Below are 22,343 nucleotides of genomic sequence, written 5' to 3' on the forward strand. Positions count from 1 at the left end.
CCCGGGCAGATCGGCCGGTCGAGGGAGCGGGTCCGCGCGTCCGAGCCGGGTGGGAGGGACGGTGGTGCCACCTCCACCCGGCTGCGGCACAATGGCCAGCGGCGCCCCGATCGACGACGTGGGGCGAACCCCGAGCGCGGTGAAGGTGGTCCAACAGGCGATGAGTGCACCCAGCGTCAGCTACTCGATCACGGTCCGACTGGAGATGCCGGCCCGGCCGGCGGCGGTCAGTTCGATCACCACCGCGGTCGAGGAGGCCGGGGGAGTCGTCACGGCCGTCGACGTGTCCGCGTCCGGCCTGGACCGGCTCCAGGTCGACGTCACCTGCGCCACCGGCGGCGAGGAGGATGCCAGCCGGATCGTCGACGCGCTCGGCACCGTCGAGGGCGTGACGATCGGACGGGTCTCGGACCGGACCTTCCTCGCCCACCTCGGCGGCAAGATCGAGATCCAGCCGAAGATGCAGATCCGGCACCGCGACGACCTCTCGCTCATCTACACACCGGGCGTCGGCCGGGTCTCCCAGCAGCTTGCGGCACACCCCGAGGACGCCGTCCGGCTCACGATCAAGCGCAACACGGTGGCCGTGGTGACGGACGGGTCGGCCGTGCTCGGCCTCGGCAACATCGGGCCGACGGCGGCGCTGCCGGTGATGGAGGGGAAGGCGGCCCTGTTCAAGCGGTTCTCCGGCATCGACGCGTTCCCGCTCTGCCTGGACACCCAAGACGTCGACGAGATCGTGCGGACCGTCAGGATCGTGGCCCCGGTGTTCGCCGGCATCAATCTGGAGGACATCTCCGCGCCACGGTGCTTCGAGGTCGAGGACCGGCTCCGCGCCGAACTGGACATCCCGGTGTTCCACGACGACCAGCACGGCACCGCGATCGTCGCGGTCGGTGCGCTCACGAACGCGCTCAAGGTGGTCGGCAAGGACATCGGCGACGTCCGGATCGTGCAGTCCGGGGCCGGTGCCGCGGGTTCGGCGATCCTGCGCCTGATGCTCGCCGCCGGTGCCCGGGACGTCGTGGTCGCGGACGTCGAGGGGATCATCCGGTCCGACCGGCCGAACCTGGAGCCGACCCTGAGCTGGATCGCGGAGGCCACCCAGGGGGACCGGTACGGCACCACCGTGGCCGAGGCGATGGTCGGCGCGGACGTGTTCATCGGGGTCTCCGCGCCGAACCTGCTCACCGAGGCGGACGTCGCCGCGATGGCCCCGAACTCGATCGTGTTCGCGATGGCGAACCCGGTGCCCGAGGTGGACCCGGCGATCGCCACCCGGCACGCCGCCGTGGTCGCCACCGGACGCAGCGACTTCGCGAACCAGATCAACAACGTGCTGGCGTTCCCCGGGGTGTTCCGCGGGCTGCTGGACGCCCGCTCCACACGGATCACCGACGACATGCTGCTCGCGGCCGCCCACGCGCTCGCGGGCGTCGTGGGTGAGGACGAACTGAACGCCACCTACATCGTCCCCAGTGTCTTCCACCCGCACCTGCACACCGCCATCGCGGCCGCCGTCAAGGCCGCGGCGGAGGCCGACCCGACGGCGGTCGCGGCGGACTGACCTGGCCCGCACGGTCCGCCCGCCCGGCCTGCTGCCGGCATATTCCCTTGCCCGGCCGCCTACCGTCGGTGGTGTGAACGATGGCGGCACGAAGTCTGGCAACGGGCGGATCTCCCGGGTCGACCGGGGATCGGTCCAGGTGCTGCTGCCTGCTGACGGCACCGAGCCCGGCACGCTCGATCCACGGGCGGAGCCGGTCGAGCTGACCGTGCCGACCGACCGGGCCGGCACCCTGCCGGCCGTGGTCGGCGACCCGGTGCACCCGGCCGTCGGAGACCGGGTGGTCATCGACGGTGACCGGGTGTTCGTCGCGCCCCGTACCAGCGAGTTGTCCCGGGACGGCTCCGACCGCACGTCCCTCGAGCAGGTGATCGCCGCGAACGTGGACGTGGTCGTCATCGTTGAACACCTCGAGCCCACGCCATCCCTCGGCCGCCTCGAACGGATGCTGACCATCGCGTGGCGCTCCGGAGCGATCCCGCTCGTGGTGCTGACCAAGTCCGATCTCGTCTCCGACACCGAGCACTGGGTCGGTGAAGCGGAGGCGGTTGCGCCAGGGGTCGGCGTGGTCGCCGTGAGCGCGAGCACCGGTGCCGGCCTGGACGATCTCGACACCGCCCTCGCCGGCGCCCAGACCCTGGTGCTGATCGGGCCCTCCGGCGCGGGCAAGTCGACGCTGGTCAATGCGCTCTCCGGGTCGGACGTGATGATCACCGGTGCCGTCCGCGGCGACGGCCGCGGCATGCACACCACCACGCACCGTCAACTCGTGCCGCTGCCCGGCGGGCGGCTGCTGATCGACACCCCGGGCCTGCGCTCGGTCGGGATCGTCGCCACCGAGGAGGCGGTGGCCGCCACCTTCGAGGACATCGAGGCGCTCGTCGCACTGTGCCGGTTCAACGACTGTGCGCACGAGCAGGAGCCGGGCTGCGCCGTCGTCGCGGCACTCGACGCCGGCGAGCTCAGCGAGCGACGGTTCACCTCCTGGCGCAAGCTCCAGCGGGAGGCGCGCCGGCAGGCCGCCCGGGCCGACCAGCGGGTCGCCGCCGAGCAGCGACGCCAGTGGCGCACCCGGGAGCGTTCGTCCCGGGAGGCAGCCAGGCAGCGGGCGCGGCGCTGACCCTCGAGGCCGCAGCCCCCCCGTTGAACGTTCCATGACCCTCCGGTGAACTCCGACGCGGAAGGTGCCCGAATCCCTTCCAGGTGTCACCGGAGGGCGCTACCGTGCCGGGTACCCCCTGTTGTCTGGATCACACAAAGGATGCCCCCACATGTCACCATCCTCCAGGGGCGGTCGCAGGCATGCGTTCCGTCCCATAGCTACGATCACGACGCTCGCGCTCGCGAGTCTCGGCGCCGCGGCTCCCGCGTTCGCCGCCACCGAACCACCCGACAGCGACCCCGGCAGCGCCGCCGCGACACTCTCCTCGGGGGATGAGAGTGCCGCATTCGCGCAGACCGACGGCTCGATCTTCATCAGCGAGATCCACTACGACAACGCGGGCACCGACGCCCGCGAGTTCATCGAGATCCAAGCGCCGGCCGGGACGAACCTGAACCGCTGGAGCGTGGTGCTCTACGGCGCCGACGGCGTCGCGTACGACACCTCGAACGTCCGAGGCTCGGCTCGCAACGGCACCGTTGTGCTGAACTACGGATCCGAGTCCATCGTCAACGGCACCGGTGGCGTCGCCCTGGTGAACCCCGACGGCGGCGTCGTCGAGTTCATCTCCTACGGCGGCGCGATCACCGCGGCCGACGGCCCGGCGGCCGGACTGGCCAGCACCGACATCGGCGTGCAGCAGTCCGAGGCCGAGCGAGGCCTGACACTGCAGCGGATCGGCACTGCGTGGACCGGCCCGGTCGCCAGCACGCAGGGCGCGCCGAACCCCGAGCCGGAGCCGGAGCCCGAGGTCGAGGCGTTCATCAGCGAGATCCACTACGACAACGTCGGCACCGACGTCGGCGAGGCGATCGAGGTCCAGGCCACCGTGGGGGCGGACCTGACCGGCTGGACCCTGGTCCTCTACAACGGCAACAACGGCGGCCCCTACGACACCGACGCGGTCGGCGGCGTGGTTCCGGACGCCGGGGTGCTCGTCGTCGAGTACCCGGAGAACGGCATCCAGAACGGATCGCCCGACGGCGTCGCGCTCGTCGACGCGGACGGCAACCTCGTCGAGTTCCTCACCTACGAGGGCAGCTTCGCCGCCGTCGGCGGCCCCGCGGACGGCGTGACCGGCACCGACATCGGCGTCGAGCAGGGCTCCTCGAACCCGATCGGGGAGTCCCTGCAACTGATCGACGGCGTCTGGACCGGCCCCGCCCCGGAGTCGTTCGGTGCCATCAACACCGCCGACGACCCGGGTGAGCCCGGCGAGCCCGGTGAGGACACGCACACCATCGCCGAGATCCAGGGCACCGGGGACGCCTCCCCGGTGGCCGGCCAGACCGTGACCACCACCGGTGTGGTCACCGCGGCCTACCCGACCGGCGGCTTCGACGGGTACTACCTGCAGACCGCGGGCAGCGGCGGCGATGCCGATCCGAGCACCCGGACCGCCTCCGACGGCGTGTTCGTGTACTCGGCGGCGACGGTCGGTTCCGTGCAGGTCGGCGACCACGTCCAGGTGACCGGCTCGGTCGTGGAGTTCAACGGCCTCACCGAGATCACCGTCGGCGCCGGTGGCGCCGTGGTGCTGGACACCCCGGCCGAGGCGGTCAAGCCGATCGAGGCGTTCGCCCTGCCCGGCACGGACGCCGAGCGGGAGGTCTTCGAGGGGATGCTCGTCGCCCCCGTCGCCGACTACGTGGTCTCCGACACCTACGCCCTCGGCGGGTGGGGTACCAGCGCGTTCGGGTCCATCGGGCTCGGCCTCGGTGGCCCGCTCGTCCAGGAGACGGATGTCGCCCTGCCCGGCACGCCCGAGTTCGACGCGGTCGCCGCCGACAACGCGGCCCGCGCCATCACCCTCGACGACGGGCAGTCCGCCCGTACCGCGACCAGCGCGAACGTGCCCTACCTGACCGGAGCGCCGAACGTGCGCACCGGCGCCGGGCTCACGTTCTCCGCCCCGGTCATCGTCGACTTCCGGTTCCAGTGGAACTTCCAGCCGACGGCCCCGGTCGACGGCAACGCCGACGACGTGGTGCTGTTCAACACGGGCAACACCCAGGAGGCGAACGCCACCCCGCAGGACGTGGGCGGTGACCTGAGTATCGCGACGTTCAACGTGCTGAACTACTTCACCACCCTCGGCACGGACCTGCCCGGCTGCGTGCCCTACACCGACCGGGACGGCAACCCGATCACGGTCAACACCGGGTGTGACGCCCGTGGCGCCTGGGACGAGGCGAACCTGCAGCGTCAGCAGGACAAGATCGTCGCGGCCATCAACGGCCTCGGCGCGGACGTGGTCTCCCTCGAGGAGATCGAGAACTCGGCGCAGTTCGGGCAGGACCGGGACGCCGCGCTCGCGGCCCTCGTCGACGCCCTGAACGCCGACGCCGGGGCCGGCACCTGGGCGTTCGCGCCCTCGCCGGCCGTGCTGCCGGACCTGGCCGACCAGGACGTCATCCGGAACGCGTTCATCTACCGGCCGGCGAGCGTGGAGCTCGCCGGGGACTCGGTCGTGCTCGTCGGCTCGGCCGCGTTCGACAACGCCCGCGAGCCGCTCGCCCAGGCCTTCACCGCCGTCGGCAGCGACTACACCTTCATCGCCGTCACGAACCACTTCAAGTCCAAGGGTGGCGACTGCGGCGACCTGCCGGAGGGCTGCTTCGACGCGGACCGGGTGGCCCAGGCGCAGGCGCTGACGGCGTTCGCGCAGGACGTGGCCGACGCCGCCGGGGTGGAGGACATCTTCCTGCTCGGTGACTTCAACTCCTACGGAGCGGAGAACCCGGTCGTCGCGCTCGAGGCGGCCGGCTACACCAACCTCAACACCGAGGAGACCACGTACGTCTTCGACGGCAAGGTCGGCTCGCTCGACCACGTGTTCGCCAACGCCTCCGCCCTGGAGACCGTCACCGGCGTGGACGTGTGGAGCATCAACTCGGTCGAGTCCGTGCTCGCGGAGTACTCGCGGTACAACTACTTCGCCAGCGAGCACTTCCAGCCCGGGACCCAGTTCCGGGCCTCGGACCACGACCCGATCATCGTCGGGATCGACGTGCCGGAGGATGTCACGCCCACGGTGGACATCAACCTCCTCTCGATCAACGACTTCCACGGTCGGATCGAGGCGGGCGGCGAGTCCGCGGGCGGTGCCGTGCTGTCCTGCGCGGTCGACACGTTCCGCGCGCAGAATCCGAACACCCTGCTCGTCTCCGCCGGGGACAGCATCGGGGCGTCGACGTTCACCTCGTTCATCGCCGGCGACCAGCCGACGATCGACGTGCTGAACACGATCGGCCTGGACGTCTCCGCGTTCGGCAACCACGAGTTCGACCAGGGTCAGGACGACGTGAACGACCGGGTGATCCCGGCGTCGAACTGGCCGTACGTGGCCGCGAACATCGTGGACGCCAACGGTGACCCGGTGTACGACCCGTACACGATCCTCGACGTCGACGGCATCTCGGTCGGCTTCATCGGTGCGATCACCGAGGAGATGCCGGCCCTGGTCTCCCCGGCCGGCATCGAGGGCCTCACCTTCAGCGACATGGGTGAGGCGGTCAACTCGTACTCGGCGCAGCTCTCCGACGGCGACGACGCCAACGGCGAGGCGGACGTGATCGTGGTGCTCGTGCACGACGGCGCGTCGTCCCCGGACCTGGCCAGCGCCGACGGCACCCCGTACGGCGACCTGGTCGCCGGCGCGGACGCCAACATCGACGCGATCATCTCCGGGCACACCCACCAGGCCTACGTCCACGACGTCGACGGCCTGTGGGTGACCCAGACCGGCCAGTACGGCGAGCGGCTGGGCCACCTGGAGTTGACCGTCGACCGCGCCTCCGGTGAGGTCACGGCCGCCACCGCCGAGAACGTGGACCTGGTCCCCGTTGCCGGCAACCCGACGGCGACCCCGCCGATCCCGCGGGAGACGTTCTGTGCGGGTGACCCCGAGGTCCAGACGATCATCGACGAGGCGGTGGCCGTCGCCGACGAACTCGGCGCCGTCCCGCTCGGCGAGATCACGGCGGACTTCAACCGGGCCCGCCAGAGCAACGGCTCGGAGAACCGCGGCGGCGAGTCCACCCTGGGGAACTTCGTGGCGGACGTCCAGCTCTGGGCGGCGCAGCGGACCAACCCGAACGCGCAGATCGCCATGATGAACCCGGGCGGGCTGCGGGCGGACATGACGTACGCCGCCTCCGGCAACGAGGGCGACGGCGTGCTCACCTACCGCGAGGCGGCGATCGTCCAGCCGTTCGCGAACACCCTGGTCACCACCGTGCTCACCGGTGACCAGATCGCCCAGGTGCTCGAGGAGCAGTGGCAGCCCGCCGCGGCCTCCCGCCCGTTCCTGCGGCTCGGTGTGTCGGCGGGCTTCACCTACACCTATGACCCGAACGCCGCAGCCGGCGAGCGGATCCTGGAGATGACCCTGAACGGCGAGCCGATCGACCCGGCCGCGCAGTACACGGTCGTGGTGAACTCGTTCCTGGCCTCCGGTGGTGACAACTTCGCCACCCTGGCCGAGGGCACGAGCACCGCCGACTCCGGTCAGAGCGACCTGGTCGCCATGGTGGACTACATGGCCGAGTTCGGTTCGGCTTCGCCGGACCTGGCCCAGCGCGCCGTCGGCGTCAGTTGGGTCTCGGACCCGGCGGCCGAGTACGCGGCCGGTGACGAGATCGCCCTGGACCTGTCCTCGCTGGCCTTCTCTGCCGGTGAGCCGGTTCCGGCGGAGGTCGCGATCACCCTCGGCGGTCAGCAGGTCGGGACCGCTGCGGTGGATCCGGCCATCGTGGACACCACCGACGAGGTCGGCCGGGCCCAGGTACGGGTGACCGTGCCCGAAGGTCTGGAAGGCACCGTCGACCTCGTCATCACCGATGACAACGGCACCTCGGTGACCACCCCCGTCACGGTGGCGGCCGACGAGGAGCCCGAGGAGCCGACGAACCCGTGGGAGGCGTTCGCCCGCTTCCTGTGGGCGCTGCTGAAGTTCCTGTTCCCGTGGTGGCCGTGGCCGTGATGAGCCTGGGCTGGGCCTTCTGGAGTTCCTAGCCCGGTAGGCAGACCCGGACGCCCGGTCCCCGTCAAGCGGGGGCCGGGCGTCCGCACGTGTGCGCCCCGTACCCCTGCGTCCTGGCCCGTCACAGCCGCTCGACTCAGTCACCGGCCCCTCGAATCAGTCGGCGCAGAGGGGCGTGCCGACTGACTCGAGGGCTTGGCGACTGACACCGCCGGGACCGGTAGGTTCGGGAGCGTGGCACGACGGCGGATCAGCACCGAGCAGGGTGAGGCGGCACTGTCCGCGTGGCGGGCCGGGGGCGCGCGGACGGCGCCGGCCGAGGTCCGTACGGCGGTCCGGTACTGCCTCGAGGAGCTCGGCGAGGTGGCGCCCGGCAACTCGGTCGAGGTGCGGGTCCCGCCGGCCGGGGTGGTCCAGGCCATCGAGGGCCCGCGGCACACCCGCGGCACACCGCCGAACGTCGTCGAGATGGACGGCCAGACCTGGCTCGGTCTGGCCACCGGCGAGCTGACCTGGGCCGACCAGGTTGCCGCCGGCCGGGTCCGGGCGTCCGGGCAGCGCGCCGACCTGACCGGGGTGCTCCCACTGTTCTGAGCTGCCCGGGTCGGCCGGGGCGCGAGCGCCGTTATCCGCCGGTCTCTGCCGGTCTCGGCCGTTCGGTGCCGCGGTGGCCGCGCGGTACCGTCGGGGCATGAGCACGTTGGAACAGGGCGATCACGAGCCCGAGGGCGAACGGGAGCCGATCCCGCCGCTTCCCGGTGCGCCGGCCGAGCAGGACGAGGCCGCGCCCGTCGAGGGGGGCGACGCGGGCGGCCAGGACGACGCCGTCGAGGAGGGCGCGCCCGTCGAGGAGGGCGACGCCTCGCCGGCCGACCCACCCGCCGTATTGGCCCCCGACGTGATCGGCGAGCGGAACGACACGTCTCTCGAGCCGGCAGCCGGGACGGATCCCGGCGTCGTCCCCCAGGAAGAGGAGCCGCCGGCCTGGGCCGGTTCCGCCGAACGGATCTCGGACCCCACCACCCTGGACCTCGCCGCGATCGCGGACCGTCGCCGGGTCCGGCGCGCACCCCGGTTCGGCCGGTTCGCCGGGTTCGGCGTCGCCCTCGGGGTCATCATCGCGTTCGCGCTGTCCCGGATGGGTGTCCCCACCGAGTACCTCGACCGTGGTGGCATGTTCCTCCTCCTGGTGGCACTGCTCGCCCCGTTCTGCGCTCTGGTCGCGTGCCTGATCGCGGTGCTGTTGGATCGGACCCACAAGCGTGACCTGAGGGCCGAACCGCACTGAGCCCGGTGCGGCGGCGACGCCGGCCCGACCCCGCACCGACCCATCCCGGAGGAGCCCGACGTGCCTCGTCGAACCGTTCACCTCGATTCCGCGGCCACCCAGACCGTCGGCCCGGCCCTCGCCGAGATCCGGAGGGAGCTGGACGTCCCCGGACCGTTCAGCGAGGCTGCGGTCGCCGAGGCCGAGGCAGCCGCCGCGGCGCCGCCGACCGGCGGGACGGATGCCACCGATGTCGAGTTCGTCACGATCGACCCACCCGGCGCGAAGGACCTCGACCAGGCGCTGCACCTGTCCCGCGAGGGTGACGGGTTCCTGGTCCGGTACGCGATCGCGGACCCGGCGTCGTTCGTGACGCCCGGTGGCCCGATCGACACCGAGCTCGCCGACCGGGGGGTGACCTTCTACGGCCCGGACGGGGCGATCACCCTGCACCCGCCGGTGCTGTCCGAGGGGGCCGCGAGCCTGCTCGCCGATGTCGAACGGCCCGCGTGTCTGTGGGAGATCGGTCTGGACGCGACCGGTGAGATCACCTCGGCGAAGGTGTACCGGGCCAGGGTGCGCAGCCGCGAGCAGCTCACCTATGACGAGGTCCAGGAGCGTATCGACGCGGGCACCGCGAGCGAGTCCCTCGCACTGCTGGCCACGGTCGGACCGTTGCGTCAGGAGCGGGAGCGCGCCCGTGGCGGCGTCTCCCTGGAGATCCCCGAGCAGGAGGTGGATGTCGACGACGGCGGCTACCGCCTCGCCTACCGCGCCACGTTGCCGGTCGAGGAGTGGAACGCGCAGATCTCCCTGCTGACCGGGATCGCCGCGGCCGCTCTGATGCGCGGCAAGCGGGCGGGGATCTTCCGCACCCTGGAGCCGGCCGACCCCCGCGACGTGACACGGCTGCGCCGGGCCGCCCACGGACTCGGCATCGACTGGCCCGAGGACGCCGGCTACGGCGATGTCCTCGCGACCCTCGATGCGACGGTGCCCGCCCACGCCGCCTTCGCCCACGAGGCGACGTCCCTGTTCCGGGGCGCCGGCTACCTCGACTTCGACGGGGACCTGCCGCCGAGCTCCGAGCACGCGGCGATCGCCGCCGAGTACGCCCACGTCACCGCGCCGCTGCGTCGGCTGGTGGACCGGTACGGGCTCGAGGTCTGCCTGGCCGCCAGCGCCGGGACCGACGTGCCGGACTGGGTGCGCGAGGCACTGCCGCGGCTCCCCAAGATCATGAACCGGTCCGGCCAGCGCGCGAACTCCTACGAGCGAGCCTGCGTGGACCTGGTCGAGGCGGTGCTGCTGCAGCCGCGAGTGGGGGAGATATTCGACGGTGTGATCGTCGATCTGCTCGAGCGCAGGAACAACGGTGCCGCCGCCGACGCGCCCGAGGCGAGCACCGCCGTCGGGCAGGAGGGCACCGTGGTGCTTGCAGACCCGGCCGTACGGGCGACGGTGACCGGCACCGACCTGCCGCTCGGGGAGTCGGTACGGGTCCGGCTGACCGAGGCCGACCCCGGCTCACGCACCGTCCGGTTCGAACACGGGGCCGACTGAGCCCCGGCCGAGTTCGCCACCGGTGATGCCTGTGGGACCATGGTGGCGTGGTACGCGGAGATGGCCGGCTGTCGCATGAACTCATCCCAGGCGAGAAGGCCCCGCAGGACGCGTGTGGCGTCTTCGGGGTCTGGGCTCCCGGTGAGGAGGTGGCGAAGCTCACCTACTTCGGGCTCTACGCCCTGCAGCACCGCGGCCAGGAGTCGGCCGGCATCGCGACCAGCAACGGCGAGCAGATCCTCGTCTACAAGGACATGGGCCTGGTGTCGCAGGTCTTCGACGATATGTCGCTGCGCACCCTCACCGGCCACATCGCACTCGGCCACACCCGCTACTCGACGACCGGGGCGAGCACCTGGGAGAACGCCCAACCGACCCTCGGCCCGACATCGACGGGCACCGTGGCCCTCGGCCACAACGGCAACCTGACGAACACCAGCGAGCTGATCGCCCTCGTCGGGGAGCGGTACGGCCCCGAGGAGCGCAAGAAACTGCTCGACGGCGGAGCCTCCGACACCATGGTGCTCACCGCGCTCCTGTCCGGAGATCCCGAGCACACGCTCGAGATGACGGCCATGGAGGTGCTGCCCCGCGTGCGTGGCGCGTTCTCGCTCGCGTTCATGGACGAGCACGCCCTGTACGCGGCGCGGGACCCGCAGGGCATCCGCCCGCTCGTGCTGGGCCGACTGGAGCGTGGCTGGGTGGTCGCCTCGGAGACCGCGGCCCTGGACATCGTGGGCGCGTCGTTCGTGCGCGAGGTGGAGCCAGGCGAGCTGATCGCCATCGACGCGGACGGCCTGCGCACGCAGCGGTTCGCCGAGGCCGCGCCGAAGGGCTGCGTGTTCGAGTACGTGTACCTGGCCCGCCCGGACACCGCGATCGCCGGCAAGTCCGTGAACGCCGCCCGGGTGGCGATGGGCCGCGCGCTGGCGCGCGAGCACCCCGCGGAGGCGGACCTGGTGATTCCAGTACCGGAGTCCGGGACCCCGGCCGCCATCGGGTACGCCGCGGAGTCCGGCATCCCGTTCGCGCAGGGGCTCACCAAGAACGCCTACGTCGGGCGCACGTTCATCCAGCCGAGCCAGACGATCCGGCAGCTCGGCATCCGGCTGAAGCTGAACCCGCTGCGCGAGGTGATCTCCGGCAAGCGACTCGTGGTCGTCGACGACTCGATCGTGCGGGGCAACACCCAGCGCGCGCTCGTGCGGATGCTTCGCGAGGCGGGGGCCGCCGAGGTGCACGTGCGGATCTCCTCGCCGCCGGTGAAGTGGCCGTGCTTCTACGGCATCGACTTCGCCACCCGGGCCGAGCTGATCGCGAACGGGCTCAGCGTCGAGGAGATCGGGCACGGTCTGGGTGCGGACACCCTGGGCTACATCAGCCTCGATGGCATGATCGAGGCGACGGAGCAGCCCGCGTCGCGGCTCTGTGCGGCCTGTTTCACCGGCAAGTACCCGATCGAGATCGGGGACGGGGCCGCGGTCACGCAACTCCTCGACCAGGAGGAGCTGCCGATCATGGCGGGGCCCGGTGACCGGCTAGGCGACGAGGCACGGCTGGGCGCGCCCGAGGATGGGCTGAGTTCCCTGACGGTCGCGACCGGCGGCGCCGGGGCGCTGATGCACCCGTGAGCGAACAGCCCGGCCCGGTCACCTACGCGTCCGCCGGTGTGGACACCCACGCCGGGGACAAGGCCGTCGAACTGATGAAGGATGCCGTGCGGGCCACCCACGGACCGCAGGTCCTCGGTGGCGTCGGCGGGTTCGCCGGGCTGTACGACGCGAGCGCGCTGTTGACGTACCGCAAGCCGTTGTTGGCCACGTCCACGGACGGCGTCGGCACCAAGGTGGCGATCGCCCAGGCGATGGATGTGCACGACACCATCGGCTACGACCTCGTCGGCATGGTGATCGACGACATCGTCGTGGTCGGCGCGAAGCCGCTGTTCATGACCGACTACATCGCCTGCGGGAAGGTGGTCCCGGAGCGGATCGCCGACATCGTCCGCGGCATCGCGGGTGCGTGCCAGGTGGCGGGTGCCGCGCTGGTCGGCGGTGAGACCGCCGAGCACCCCGGCCTGCTGGAGCCGGACGAATACGACGTGGCCGGCGCCGCCACCGGCGTGGTCGAGGCCGACGCACTGCTCGGCCCGGAGCGGGTCAGGGCCGGGGACGTGCTGATCGCACTGGGCGCCAGCGGGCTGCACTCCAACGGGTACTCGCTGGTGCGCCGGGTGGTCTCCCTCGCCGGATGGACTCTGGACCGGGACGTGCCGGAGTTCGGGCGCACCCTCGGGGCTGAGCTGCTCGAACCGACGCGGGTCTACGCGGCCGACTGCCTGGCGCTCGCGGCCGACCCGGCGGTGAGGGTGCACGCGTTCACGCACGTCACCGGTGGGGGGCTCGCGGCGAACCTGGCCCGGGTCCTCCCGGAGGGTCTGGTCGCGACCGTCGACCGGTCCTCGTGGGTGGTGCCGCCCGTGTTCGACGTGGTGCGCCGGCTCGGCTCGGTGCCGTGGGCGGACCTGCAGAACACCCTCAACCTCGGGGTGGGCATGGTGGCCGTGGTTGACCCGGCCGGTGTTGACGCCACGCTCACCCGGTGCCGTGAGCTCGGGCTCCCGGCCTGGGAGCTGGGTACGATCGCGGCGGCGGACACCCTGGCTGCCGACGGCTCGGCCGAGGTGATCTCCGGGACCAAGGGCGTGCACGGCGGGGGTGTGCGCCTCGTGAACGAGTACCGGACGACCTGAGTCCCCTGCGCAACGCCTGACGGCGCGTCGTTGCGCAACCACCCGACCCTGCAGATGTGTGGCAGCGGTGTGATTCCGACGTACCCGGTGCGTCGGAATCACACCGCAACAGGTCGCCACCCACACCACGCCGTCGGGCAGCACCGTGAGGCAGCCCTCCCATCGTCAGTGCGACGGACCGGCCGACGCCCGCCGCCGGACGGCGGCGCGCCTCGATGGCCCCACCTACGCACGTGCGCCCGGCGGGCCGGGCCTGCCCCAGTTCAGCGGATCAGTTGCGCCGCGACTGCGGCGACCACTCGTCCTCGTCCTCGGGCGGCGGTACGTCGTACCTGTCCGCGAGGTCGGTCTGGGTCGGACCGGTCAGTTCGCGCTCGAGCGCGCGATAGTCCGTCTCGGGGCTGTAGTACTTCAGCTGCCGAGCGACCTTGGTCTGCTTCGCCTTTTGACGGCCGCGCCCCATGGCGTGACCCCCTCCGCATTGGTGCCGGTGCCACACCGTCCGGGGACGTAGTGACGACCGGGAATGGGTTATCTGTCGTGGGTCCACCGTACCTTGTCGCGACGGTGATGGGCGAACCCGTTTGTAGGAACGAACGCTCCGGCACCCCTATTCCGCTGACGGAGTAACCGGCGGCCGAGGGGACGCTTCGTGCGGCCCGAGCGAGCCCGGTCAGGACTCAGCGGCTGCGACGCAGGACCGAGATCCCAACGATCGCTGCCACCACGGTCGCCGCCGCGCCGACGATGCCGATCGCCTTCGGGTTACCGGCCTTGACGTCCTCGGCGAACGACTTCGCGTGGTCGGCGGTGCTGCCCGCGAGGTTCTTGGCCTGGTCCGTGAGGTCGCGCACCTGCCGGCGCGGATCGACCCGGTCGGTCAGCTCATCCACGGTGCGGGTGAGTTCGGCGCGGGTACGCAGCAGGTCCGCCTCGATCTCGGCCGCCGTGCGCTTACGGGTCTCGGGCTTGTCCTGCTCGGTGCTCACGACTTGACCCCCGCCTTGATGGCCTCGATGTCCTTCATCACGTTCTCCTTGGTCTGCGGCGACGGCGCGTTCTTGAGCGTGGCGCGACCGACCAGCGCGGCGATGGCTGCGATCAGCAGGACCACGCCGGCGACGATCAGTGCCGCCGCCCAGTAGGGCAGCACCGTGGCGAGCCCGAACATGGCCGCGGTGAGCAACCAGCCGAGACCGAAGAGGGCGAACACCCCGGCCACCGCGAAGAGCGCGCCGGTCATGCCCAGCGACTTGCCCTTCTCGGCCAGCTGCGCCTGGGCGAGCTGGAGTTCGTCCCTCACGAGGGTCGAGAAGTTGTCGGTGAGTTTGCCGACCAGCTGGCCGATCGACGGTTCGTCCGCCTTCGGCGGGGGTGTTCTGCTGTCAACCACCGTGACTCACCTCTCCTGGACTCGTCGCGCGTTCCGCGCGGACGTACTGGGTACAGCCAATCGTGCCAGGAGGCGATCGGCAACACGGTGCGCCGCGCGCCCCGTCCGTCACTCCTGTGCGATCGCCTGGAGGACGGGGAGCCGGGAGGCCCGGATCGCCGGCCAGAGCGCGGCGATCACGCCCACCACGGCGGACAGGGCCACGATCACGGCGAGCTGGTCCCACGGGACGGCGAGGACGGACAGGCCCTGATCGGCGAACACCGACCGGACCGCCGCGGCGAGCGCCACCCCGACCACGACGCCGACGACCGTTCCGAAGATGGCGGTCAGCACGGACTCGATCACGATCGTGGTGGACAGCTGCAGGCGGCCGAGGCCGACGGCGCGGATCAGGCCGATCTCCCGGGTGCGTTCGATCACGGACAGCGCGAGCGTGTTGACGATGCCGAGCACCGCGATCACGACCGACAGGGCCAGCAGGGCGTAGATGATCACGAGCGCCTGGTTGACCCGGTCCGCGATCTGGTTGACCAGTTCCTCCTCCGTCAGCGCCGTCACCGTGACGTACGGCTCGAGGATGGTGTCGAGCTGCTCGCCGAGCTCGTCGGGCGAGACCCCCTCGACGCCGTCGACGGCGACCATCACCACGTTCGCCGGCGCCGGGCCGAGGAGTTCGGTGAGCTGGTCCTGGCCGATGGTGACATCCGCGTTCAGGGCCTGGGAGTTCGTGATGACACCGACGGTCAGCGTGAGCTCGGTGACGTCGGTGCGCAGGGTGATCCGGTCACCGAGTTCCCAGCCGTACTCGAGGGCGGCACTCGTGTGCACTGCTGCCTCGCCGTCGGCCAGGGTGGCCAGGTCCCCGGAGAGGGTCTCGATCTCCAGGGTGGTGCCGAACGCCTCCGGGGGCACTCCGATGACCGTGGTGGAGGTGGGCTCGAGGCCCGGGCCGCTCAACTGCACCGGGGCGGTGGCCACCGCGTCGGCGCGGGCGACGTCCTCGAGGTCGGCGATGGCGGTGACCGCCTCGGCGGGCACCGCGTTCGTGGCGGACATGACCACGAAGTCGGCTCGGTACTCGGACTCCACGATCGCCGTCGTCGACTCGCGGGCGGAGGCGGCCAGCACGGTGCACGCGGCGACCAGGGCCATGCCGATCATCAGCGCGCCCGCGGTGCTCGCGGTTCGGCGTGGGTTGCGCATGACATTGCCGCGGGCGAGCCGGCCCAGCGGTTTGATCGCGGCGACGAACGGTGCCGCGAGCACTCCGAGGGTGGACCGTGCGATCACCGGGGAGAGGGCGAGCATCCCGACCAGGACCGCGCCGGCGCCGATCCCCAGCCACGGTCCGGGGCCGAGCCCCCACCAGGGCGTCTCGTCGGTGGCCACGGCCACGGACACGTAGGTGGCGGCGACCCCGATCAGCAGCAGGGCGGCGCCCGCCAGGGCTCGCCATCGCAGGGACTTCTCGGTGACCGTGACGTCGTCGCGCATGGCCTCGACGGGCGCGGTCAGGGCGGCCCGGCGGGCCGGCACGGCCGCGGCGACGAGGCTGACCAGGGTGCCGATGCCCAGGCACAGGGCCGCCGTGAACGCGGTGACCGGGGCGTCACCGGTGAGGTTCATGCCGAACCGGGACAGGATCCAGCGGATCAGGTCCACCAGGGCCACCCCGCTGATCAGCCCGATCGCGGAGCCGACCAGCCCGACTGCGAACGCCTGGGTGAGCACGACGGCGAAGACCTGTACCGGGGAGGCGCCGAGCGCGCGGAGCAGTGCGTACTCCCGTTGGCGTTGGCGCACCGACATCGCGAACGTGTTCGTGATGATGAACGCGCCGACGAAGAGCGCGATGCTCGCGAAGACCAGCAGGAACGTGCCGATGAACCCGATGATCTCGTTGATGGCCGCGGATGCCTCGGCGCGGACGTCGTCGCCGGTGCGGGCCTCGAGGTTGTCGTCCGGGTGGTCGGCCAGGACCGTCTCGGTCATGGCGTCCACGAGATCCGTCTGGCTCACACCGTCCTCGCCGTAGACGGCGATCGAGTTCACCAGCCCGTCCGGGGCGAACAGATCCGCCGCGACGTCGGCGTCCAGGAACGCCAGGGTGGCCCCGGAGGTCGGGGAGTCGTAGCCGCCCTCGGCGACGACCGTCACCTCCCGGACCTCGCCGCCGAGCACGACGGTGGTGGTGTCGCCGAGCGCCAGACCGGAGGTCTCCAGGGCGCTGCTCTCCAGGCCGATCTCGTTCGGGCCCACCGGAACCTCGCCCGCGACCAGGTCGACGGCCGGGTCGTCGGGGTGCAGCGCGAGCGCGAGGCTGGGGGCCTGGCCGTTGATCACGGCGGTGCCGTCCGCGCCGACGATCACGATCGGGCCCTGGACGTCGGGCAGGGCCTGGGCCACGCCTTCGACGTCGGCGAGCTCGTCCGCCAGCGTGATGTCGATGCCGTCCCGGGCGCCGCCGAAACCGGCGCTCGGGTCCGGCGGCCCGTCGGGGAGGCCCTCCTCGGTGGTGGAGATGCTGCGCAGGTACGCGTCACCCTGGAGCGAGCTCTCCACGATCGAGTCGAACGTGTCCGACAGCATGGCCCGCAGGATGAAGGTGCCCGCGACGAACGCGACGCCGAGGACGACGGCGAGCACGGACAGGGCGAACCTGACCCCGTGCGCACGGATCTCGCGCAGGCTGACCCGTAGCATCAGGAGGCGTCCCGCTCCCGTGCCTCGCCCAGAGCGGCGAGGGCCTCGAGGATGTCCGCCTCGGCGGGGTCGTGGAGTTCGCCGACCAGGGCGCCGTCGGCGAGGAAGACCACCCGGTGCGCGTAGGAGGCCGAGCGCGGGTCGTGGGTGACCATCACCACGCTCTGGCCGAGGTCGTCGACGCTGCGGCGCAGGAAGCCGAGGACCTCGCCGGCGGCCCTGGAGTCGAGGTTGCCGGTGGGCTCGTCGGCGAACACGATCGACGGCTTCGCGACCAGGGCGCGGGCGCAGGCCACGCGTTGCTGCTGCCCGCCGGACAGTTCCGTGGGCCGGTGGGTGAGGCGGTCGCCGAGACCGAGGGTGTTGATGACGGTGTCGAAGCGCTCGCGGTCCACCGGGGTGCGCGCGATGTCCAGGGGGAGGGTGATGTTCTCGGCCGCGGTCAGCGTGGGGACCAGGTTGTAGGCCTGGAACACGAACCCGATCCGGGTGCGTCGCAGGGTGGTGAGCTGGCGCTGGGACATCGAGGAGATCACCCGGCCGTCCACCTCCACCGTGCCGGAGGTGGGCGTGTCCAGGCCGGCCATGCAGTGCATCAGGGTGGACTTGCCCGAGCCGGACGGGCCCATGATCGCGGTCAGCCGGCCTCGGCCGAGGTCCACGTCGACGCCGCGCAGGGCATGCACGGCCGTGGCACCGGTGCCGTAGACCTTGGTCAGCCCACGGGCGGACGCGATCGGGTCATCAGCGGGTTCGGGAGAGATGGAGGCGGGAGCGGCGTGTCGGCCCATGGTGCGATTATTCGTGGTCTCCTCGCGCGAGGGGATCACTCACGAGGGGGAGATGCCGACGGCGGACTACGACCGGGGGCGCAGCCGCGGGGTCGTCGCGGCGCGTGACCCACCGTGACCAACCGCGCCGCACGCACCCGACGCACGCTCCGCCGTCGGGCATGAGAAACGCCGCGAACCGAGTGGTTCGCGGCGTCTGCTCCGTGAGTGGCTCCGACCGGCGTCGATCCGGTGACCTTTCGATTTTCAGTCGAACGCTCTACCAACTGAGCTACAGAGCCTTGAAACGAACGCCCGGTCATCTGCATGACCGGGCGGATGTTTCGCGACCCCGACCGGACTTGAACCGGCGACCTCCGCCGTGACAGGGCGGCGCTCTAACCAACTGAGCTACGGGGCCTCAGGTGAGGCTTGAGTCTACGTGTGATGCAATTGTGGTGCGTACCCCCAACGGGATTCGAACCCGTGCTACCGCCGTGAAAGGGCGGGGTCCTAGGCCGCTAGACGATGGGGGCCCGGTTGAAGCTGAGCGCCCGTGACGCTGTTTGACGCCCCAAGACCTCCGAAAGCATACGGTACGCATGGCCCGCGGAGCAAAACGCCCGGGGCCACTGTGTGCGAGGTCACGCGGACCCGGTTCCGAGCGGTGTTCGGCCACCCCGGACGGCCGTCCGGTGGCCGCGGACCTGCGCCGGTTGCTGGCACACTGAAGCGGTGACCGAGATGTCCCGTGAGGAGTTCGAGGAGGCCGTCGCCGACGGTCTCGACATGATTCCCGAGGAGCTCGCGCGGCACATCAGCAACGTGGTGATCCTGGTCGAGGACGAGCCGCCCGCGGACGCCGAGGACCCCGACCTGCTCGGGCTCTACGAGGGCACCCCGCTGACCGAGCGCGGCGAGTGGTGGGCGGCCGGCTCGCTGCCGGACCGGATCACGATCTTCCGGAACCCCACGCTGCGGTTCTGCGAGTCCACGGACGCGGTGGCCGAAGAGGTCGCGGTCACCGTGATCCACGAGATCGCGCACCACTTCGGCATCGACGACGAGCGGCTGCACGAGCTCGGCTGGGCCTGACGGCCCCCCAGTCAGCCCTGTGCGGCCTGGCGAGCCTCCCACGCCGTCGACACCATCTGCTCCAGCGAGTGACTCATCCGCCAGCCCAGGTCCCGCGTGGCCGCCTCACCGGAGGCGACGATCCGCGCCGGGTCCCCGGGCCGGCGCTCGGCGATCGTCGGCTCGAACGGGATCCGCGTGACCTGCGCCATCGTGTCCATGATCTGCCGCACCGAGACGCCGTCGCCGCTGCCCAGGTTGTACACGGGCAGCAGGTCCCGGCCCTGCGCCAGCGCCTTGGCGGCGCTCACGTGTGCCTCCGCCAGGTCCGCGACGTGGATGTAGTCGCGCACGCAGGTGCCGTCCGGGGTCGCGTAGTCGGTGCCGTTGATCCGGGGCGTGCGGCCCTGCGCGAGGGCCTCGAGCACGAGCGGGAACAGGTTGTGCGGGGAGGTGTCCCGCAACTCCGGGGTCCCGGACCCGACCACGTTGAAGTACCGCAGGGACGTGTGCCGCAGGTCGGTGGCGCGGCCCTGGTCGGCGAGAAGCCACTCACCGATCAGCTTGGACTCCCCGTACGGCGACTCCGGGCGGGTGGGCGTCGCCTCGGTGACGAGGTCGACGTCCGGCGTCCCGTAGGTGGCCGCGGAGGAGGAGAACACGATGGCCTCGACCCCGGCGCGCTGCATCGCCTCCAGGACCGACACGGTCCCGGTGACGTTCTGCGTGTAGGTGTGCAGCGGCCGCTGCACCGACACCCCGGCGTACTTGAAGCCGGCCACGTGGACCACGCCGATGCAGTTGTGCTCCTCGAGGGTGCGGGCGACCACGTCGGTCTCGAGGATCGACGCCCGGACGAATGGGACGCCGTCGGGCACGAACTCCTCGTGGCCGCTGGACAGGTCGTCGAGGACGACCACCTCGATCCGGGCGTTCCGGAACGCCCGGACCACATGGGCGCCGATGTAGCCGGCGCCGCCGGTCACCAACCAGGTCATCGCCGAGCCTCCTCGGGAGAGGTGTCGAAGGCTGGCAGGTCCACGGCGTCGGCGTCATGGAAGTGTGAGCGCAGCAGGGACATCGTGGCCCAGCCGCGGGCGAGGTAGCCGGCGTCGGTGTCCTCCTCGAAGTGCACGTCGTGCGCGGCGAACGGGCGGAACAGCAGCTTGTCGATCTGGCGGTTCACGAGGTCGGTGTCGACGTCGAACGTGGCCAGCCGCGCCGCCCGGAGCCCCCGCAACTCGGCCACCGGGACGTCCGGGATGTTCACGTTCAGCACACGCGCGTCCTGCGGCCGGCTCGTGAACCACTCGAACGCCCGGGTGAGGACCTCGTGCGCGGTGTCCCAGTGCCGGGGGTGTTCGGCCGCGATCGAGGCGGCGAGCGCCGGGATGCCCTGCGCGGACGCGGAGAAGGCCGCGCCGACGGTCCCGGAGTGGATCACCGCCGGCCCGACGTTCGGGCCGAGGTTGACGCCGGAGAGCAGCAGGTCGGGCCGCTCGCCGAAAGCGCCGAGACCGGCCGCGTAGGCGATCAGCGCCGGGCTCGCGTGCACCGCGACCGACTCGATCCCCTCGCGCAGGCCCTCCGGCCGGCCCGGCGAGCGCCGCACGCCGCCGTCCTCGCTCTCACCGCTCAGGGCGGCGCTGTACCCGGAGTACTGGCGGTTGGGGGCGGCGACGATCACGTCGTGACCGGCGTCCGCGGCGACGTGTGCCAGGGCCACCAATCCGGGTGAGTCGATGCCGTCGTCGTTCGTGATCAGGACCCGCATCGCGGTGGGACTCCCTCGCAGTATGGCTGGTGGCGGGCCCGCGCTCAGCGCGGGCGCTTCCCCCATTCTGCCCCGCGCGCCGCGGTCGTGGGGTCCACGGTGCCGATGGTCGACGGCGGAACGCGCCCCGGGCGGGTCGGGTACCGCCCGCGTCGGGCCGGCCCGAACGGCGCGGGCGCCCGAGTTCCCGGGTGCCCGCGCCGACCGTGGTGGCTACGCTCGCCGTGGGCGCGTCGGCGCCCACACTCGATGAGGAGAGGCACCCCGATGTCGACCACCGAAGAGATCCTCGACGCCGTCCCGATGGACCAGGTCGCCGCCCGGCTCGGCGTGGACCGTGCCACCGCCGAGCGCGCCACCCGGGCCGCGCTGCCCACGCTGCTCGCCGGCATGAACGCGAACGCCGCGGACCCGGCGGGCGCGCGCTCCCTCGCCGGTGCCATCTCCCACCATGACCCGGGCCTCGTCGAGGGTGGCGTCGACCTCGACCAGGTGGACACCGACGACGGCGCGAAGATCGTCCGGAACGTGTTCGGGCAGAACACCGACGCCGTCGTGAACACCCTGGCCAAGGCGGACTCGGGGTCGGACGGTGCCGGTTCGGCGGGCGCGGGCGGCCTCGGTGACCTGCTGCCCAAGTTGCTGCCGATCCTCGCCCCGATCGTGCTGTCCTTCCTGGCGAAGAAGTTCGGGCAGGGCGGCGGGGCCGCGGGTGAGGCGGGGTCCGGCGGCCTCGGCGACCTCCTCGGCGGTTTGCTCGGCGGCGCGGCCGGTGGTGCGGCCGGGTCCGGCGGTGCGGCCGGCGGTGCGGCCGGGTCCGGCGGTGACCTCGGGGACATCCTCGGCGGCTGGCTCGGCGGGTCCGGCGGCGGATCGGGCGCGGAGTCCGGTGGTGGCCTCGGGGATCTGCTCGGTGGCCTGCTCGGCGGTGGCAAGCGCTGACGCCTCCCGCCACTGCGGGTGATCCCCTCCGACCCAGCGCTACCCGTGCGCCAGCTCCTGCTGGCCCCGCGCCTCCCGCTCGCCAGCCCTCGCGCCGCCCGCGTAGGCCGCGTGCCGGTCCCCGCACTGCCCGCGGCTCGGCGCTGACCTAGTACCTGTCGCGTTGAGATCGCCGATATTGGGGTCCGATCTCGACGTCGCGGGTGCTAGGTCAACGCGGTGACCCGCAGGCGACCCGCCCCCGCCCGTGCGCCAGCCCCGGCCGGCCCCGCGCCTCCCGCTCGCCGGCCCCCGCGCCGCAGGCGCTCCGGCTGACCGAGTAACAGTCGCCGTGTGATAGCCCATGGGGGGGGCCGCTCAAGACCCCGCAGGGCCTAGGTCAACGCGGG

17 protein-coding genes and 3 tRNA genes are annotated in these 22,343 nt (G+C 71.8%); 10 read left to right on the forward strand and 10 right to left on the reverse strand.

Going from position 1 to position 22,343, the window contains the following annotated elements; genetic code table 11:
• The first annotated feature begins 160 nt into the window (after positions 1-160).
• From EXU48_RS22450 to purM, 8 genes are all read left to right on the forward strand, one after another.
• Positions 161-1,567, forward strand: a complete 1,407-nt coding sequence (locus tag EXU48_RS22450; RefSeq protein WP_133109927.1) for an NAD-dependent malic enzyme — start codon at positions 161-163, stop codon at positions 1,565-1,567.
• 73 nt (positions 1,568-1,640) lie between these two features.
• Complete coding sequence (gene rsgA, locus EXU48_RS22455) at positions 1,641-2,687, forward strand: ribosome small subunit-dependent GTPase A (protein WP_235857214.1); 1,047 nt, start codon at positions 1,641-1,643, stop codon at positions 2,685-2,687.
• Between the two features lie 151 nt (positions 2,688-2,838).
• Positions 2,839-7,713 (forward strand): ExeM/NucH family extracellular endonuclease, encoded by a 4,875-nt coding sequence (locus EXU48_RS22460; RefSeq protein WP_133109928.1) that lies wholly within the window; start codon positions 2,839-2,841, stop codon positions 7,711-7,713.
• Between the two features lie 234 nt (positions 7,714-7,947).
• Positions 7,948-8,307 carry a sterol carrier family protein gene (locus tag EXU48_RS22465; protein WP_207947867.1) on the forward strand — a complete coding sequence of 120 codons (360 nt, stop codon included), beginning with the start codon at positions 7,948-7,950 and terminating at the stop codon, positions 8,305-8,307.
• Positions 8,308-8,404: 97 nt separating this feature from the next.
• On the forward strand, positions 8,405-9,001 hold the full coding sequence (locus EXU48_RS22470; RefSeq protein ID WP_133109930.1) for an ICP22 family protein: 597 nt from the start codon (positions 8,405-8,407) through the stop codon (positions 8,999-9,001).
• A gap of 60 nt (positions 9,002-9,061) precedes the next feature.
• Positions 9,062-10,543, forward strand: a complete 1,482-nt coding sequence (locus EXU48_RS22475) for an RNB domain-containing ribonuclease (RefSeq protein WP_133109931.1) — start codon at positions 9,062-9,064, stop codon at positions 10,541-10,543.
• A 47-nt stretch (positions 10,544-10,590) separates the two neighbouring features.
• Positions 10,591-12,174, forward strand: a complete 1,584-nt coding sequence (purF, locus tag EXU48_RS22480; RefSeq protein ID WP_133109932.1) for an amidophosphoribosyltransferase — start codon at positions 10,591-10,593, stop codon at positions 12,172-12,174.
• Positions 12,171-13,295, forward strand: coding sequence for a phosphoribosylformylglycinamidine cyclo-ligase (purM, locus tag EXU48_RS22485; RefSeq protein WP_133109933.1), 1,125 nt, complete (start codon positions 12,171-12,173; stop codon positions 13,293-13,295). Before purF ends, purM begins: the two co-directional genes overlap by 4 nt.
• A 271-nt stretch (positions 13,296-13,566) precedes the next feature.
• Here the strand turns inward: purM and EXU48_RS22490 are convergent, their stop codons facing one another.
• The 8 genes from EXU48_RS22490 to EXU48_RS22525 form a co-directional block, all read right to left on the reverse strand.
• Positions 13,567-13,758, reverse strand: a complete 192-nt coding sequence (locus tag EXU48_RS22490; protein ID WP_133109934.1) for a DUF3073 domain-containing protein — start codon at positions 13,756-13,758, stop codon at positions 13,567-13,569.
• Between the two features lie 217 nt (positions 13,759-13,975).
• The gene (locus tag EXU48_RS22495; RefSeq protein ID WP_133109935.1) at positions 13,976-14,284 is read right to left on the reverse strand and encodes a DUF3618 domain-containing protein; all 309 of its coding nucleotides are present in this window, start codon (positions 14,282-14,284) and stop codon (positions 13,976-13,978) included.
• Complete coding sequence (locus EXU48_RS22500; protein ID WP_133109936.1) at positions 14,281-14,688, reverse strand: phage holin family protein; 408 nt, start codon at positions 14,686-14,688, stop codon at positions 14,281-14,283. Before EXU48_RS22500 ends, EXU48_RS22495 begins: the two co-directional genes overlap by 4 nt.
• 108 nt (positions 14,689-14,796) lie before the next feature.
• Positions 14,797-17,394 carry an ABC transporter permease gene (locus EXU48_RS22505; protein WP_133109937.1) on the reverse strand — a complete coding sequence of 866 codons (2,598 nt, stop codon included), beginning with the start codon at positions 17,392-17,394 and terminating at the stop codon, positions 14,797-14,799.
• Positions 17,394-18,185 carry an ABC transporter ATP-binding protein gene (locus EXU48_RS22510; protein ID WP_133109938.1) on the reverse strand — a complete coding sequence of 264 codons (792 nt, stop codon included), beginning with the start codon at positions 18,183-18,185 and terminating at the stop codon, positions 17,394-17,396. The genes EXU48_RS22505 and EXU48_RS22510 overlap by 1 nt, the downstream gene beginning before the upstream one ends.
• A 208-nt stretch (positions 18,186-18,393) precedes the next feature.
• A tRNA-Phe gene (locus EXU48_RS22515) sits at positions 18,394-18,466 on the reverse strand.
• 45 nt (positions 18,467-18,511) lie between these two features.
• Positions 18,512-18,585 (reverse strand) — tRNA-Asp (locus tag EXU48_RS22520).
• 42 nt (positions 18,586-18,627) lie between these two features.
• Positions 18,628-18,700: transfer RNA gene (locus tag EXU48_RS22525), tRNA-Glu, on the reverse strand.
• A 208-nt stretch (positions 18,701-18,908) separates the two neighbouring features.
• Here EXU48_RS22525 and EXU48_RS22530 point away from each other — a divergent pair.
• Positions 18,909-19,259, forward strand: a complete 351-nt coding sequence (locus EXU48_RS22530) for a metallopeptidase family protein (protein WP_133109956.1) — start codon at positions 18,909-18,911, stop codon at positions 19,257-19,259.
• An 11-nt stretch (positions 19,260-19,270) separates the two neighbouring features.
• On the opposite strand, the gene galE is transcribed toward EXU48_RS22530, so the two are convergent.
• A complete protein-coding gene (gene galE, locus EXU48_RS22535; protein WP_133109939.1) occupies positions 19,271-20,236 on the reverse strand; it encodes a UDP-glucose 4-epimerase GalE in 966 nt (321 codons plus the stop codon).
• A complete protein-coding gene (gene surE, locus EXU48_RS22540) occupies positions 20,233-21,012 on the reverse strand; it encodes a 5'/3'-nucleotidase SurE (RefSeq protein ID WP_133109940.1) in 780 nt (259 codons plus the stop codon). The genes galE and surE overlap by 4 nt, the downstream gene beginning before the upstream one ends.
• A 267-nt stretch (positions 21,013-21,279) precedes the next feature.
• Between surE and EXU48_RS22545 the strand changes: the two genes are divergently transcribed.
• A complete protein-coding gene (locus EXU48_RS22545; protein WP_133109941.1) occupies positions 21,280-21,954 on the forward strand; it encodes a DUF937 domain-containing protein in 675 nt (224 codons plus the stop codon).
• Positions 21,955-22,343: the final 389 nt, after the last annotated feature.

Source organism: Occultella glacieicola, assembly GCF_004353825.1.
GTDB lineage: Bacteria > Actinomycetota > Actinomycetes > Actinomycetales > Beutenbergiaceae > Occultella > Occultella glacieicola.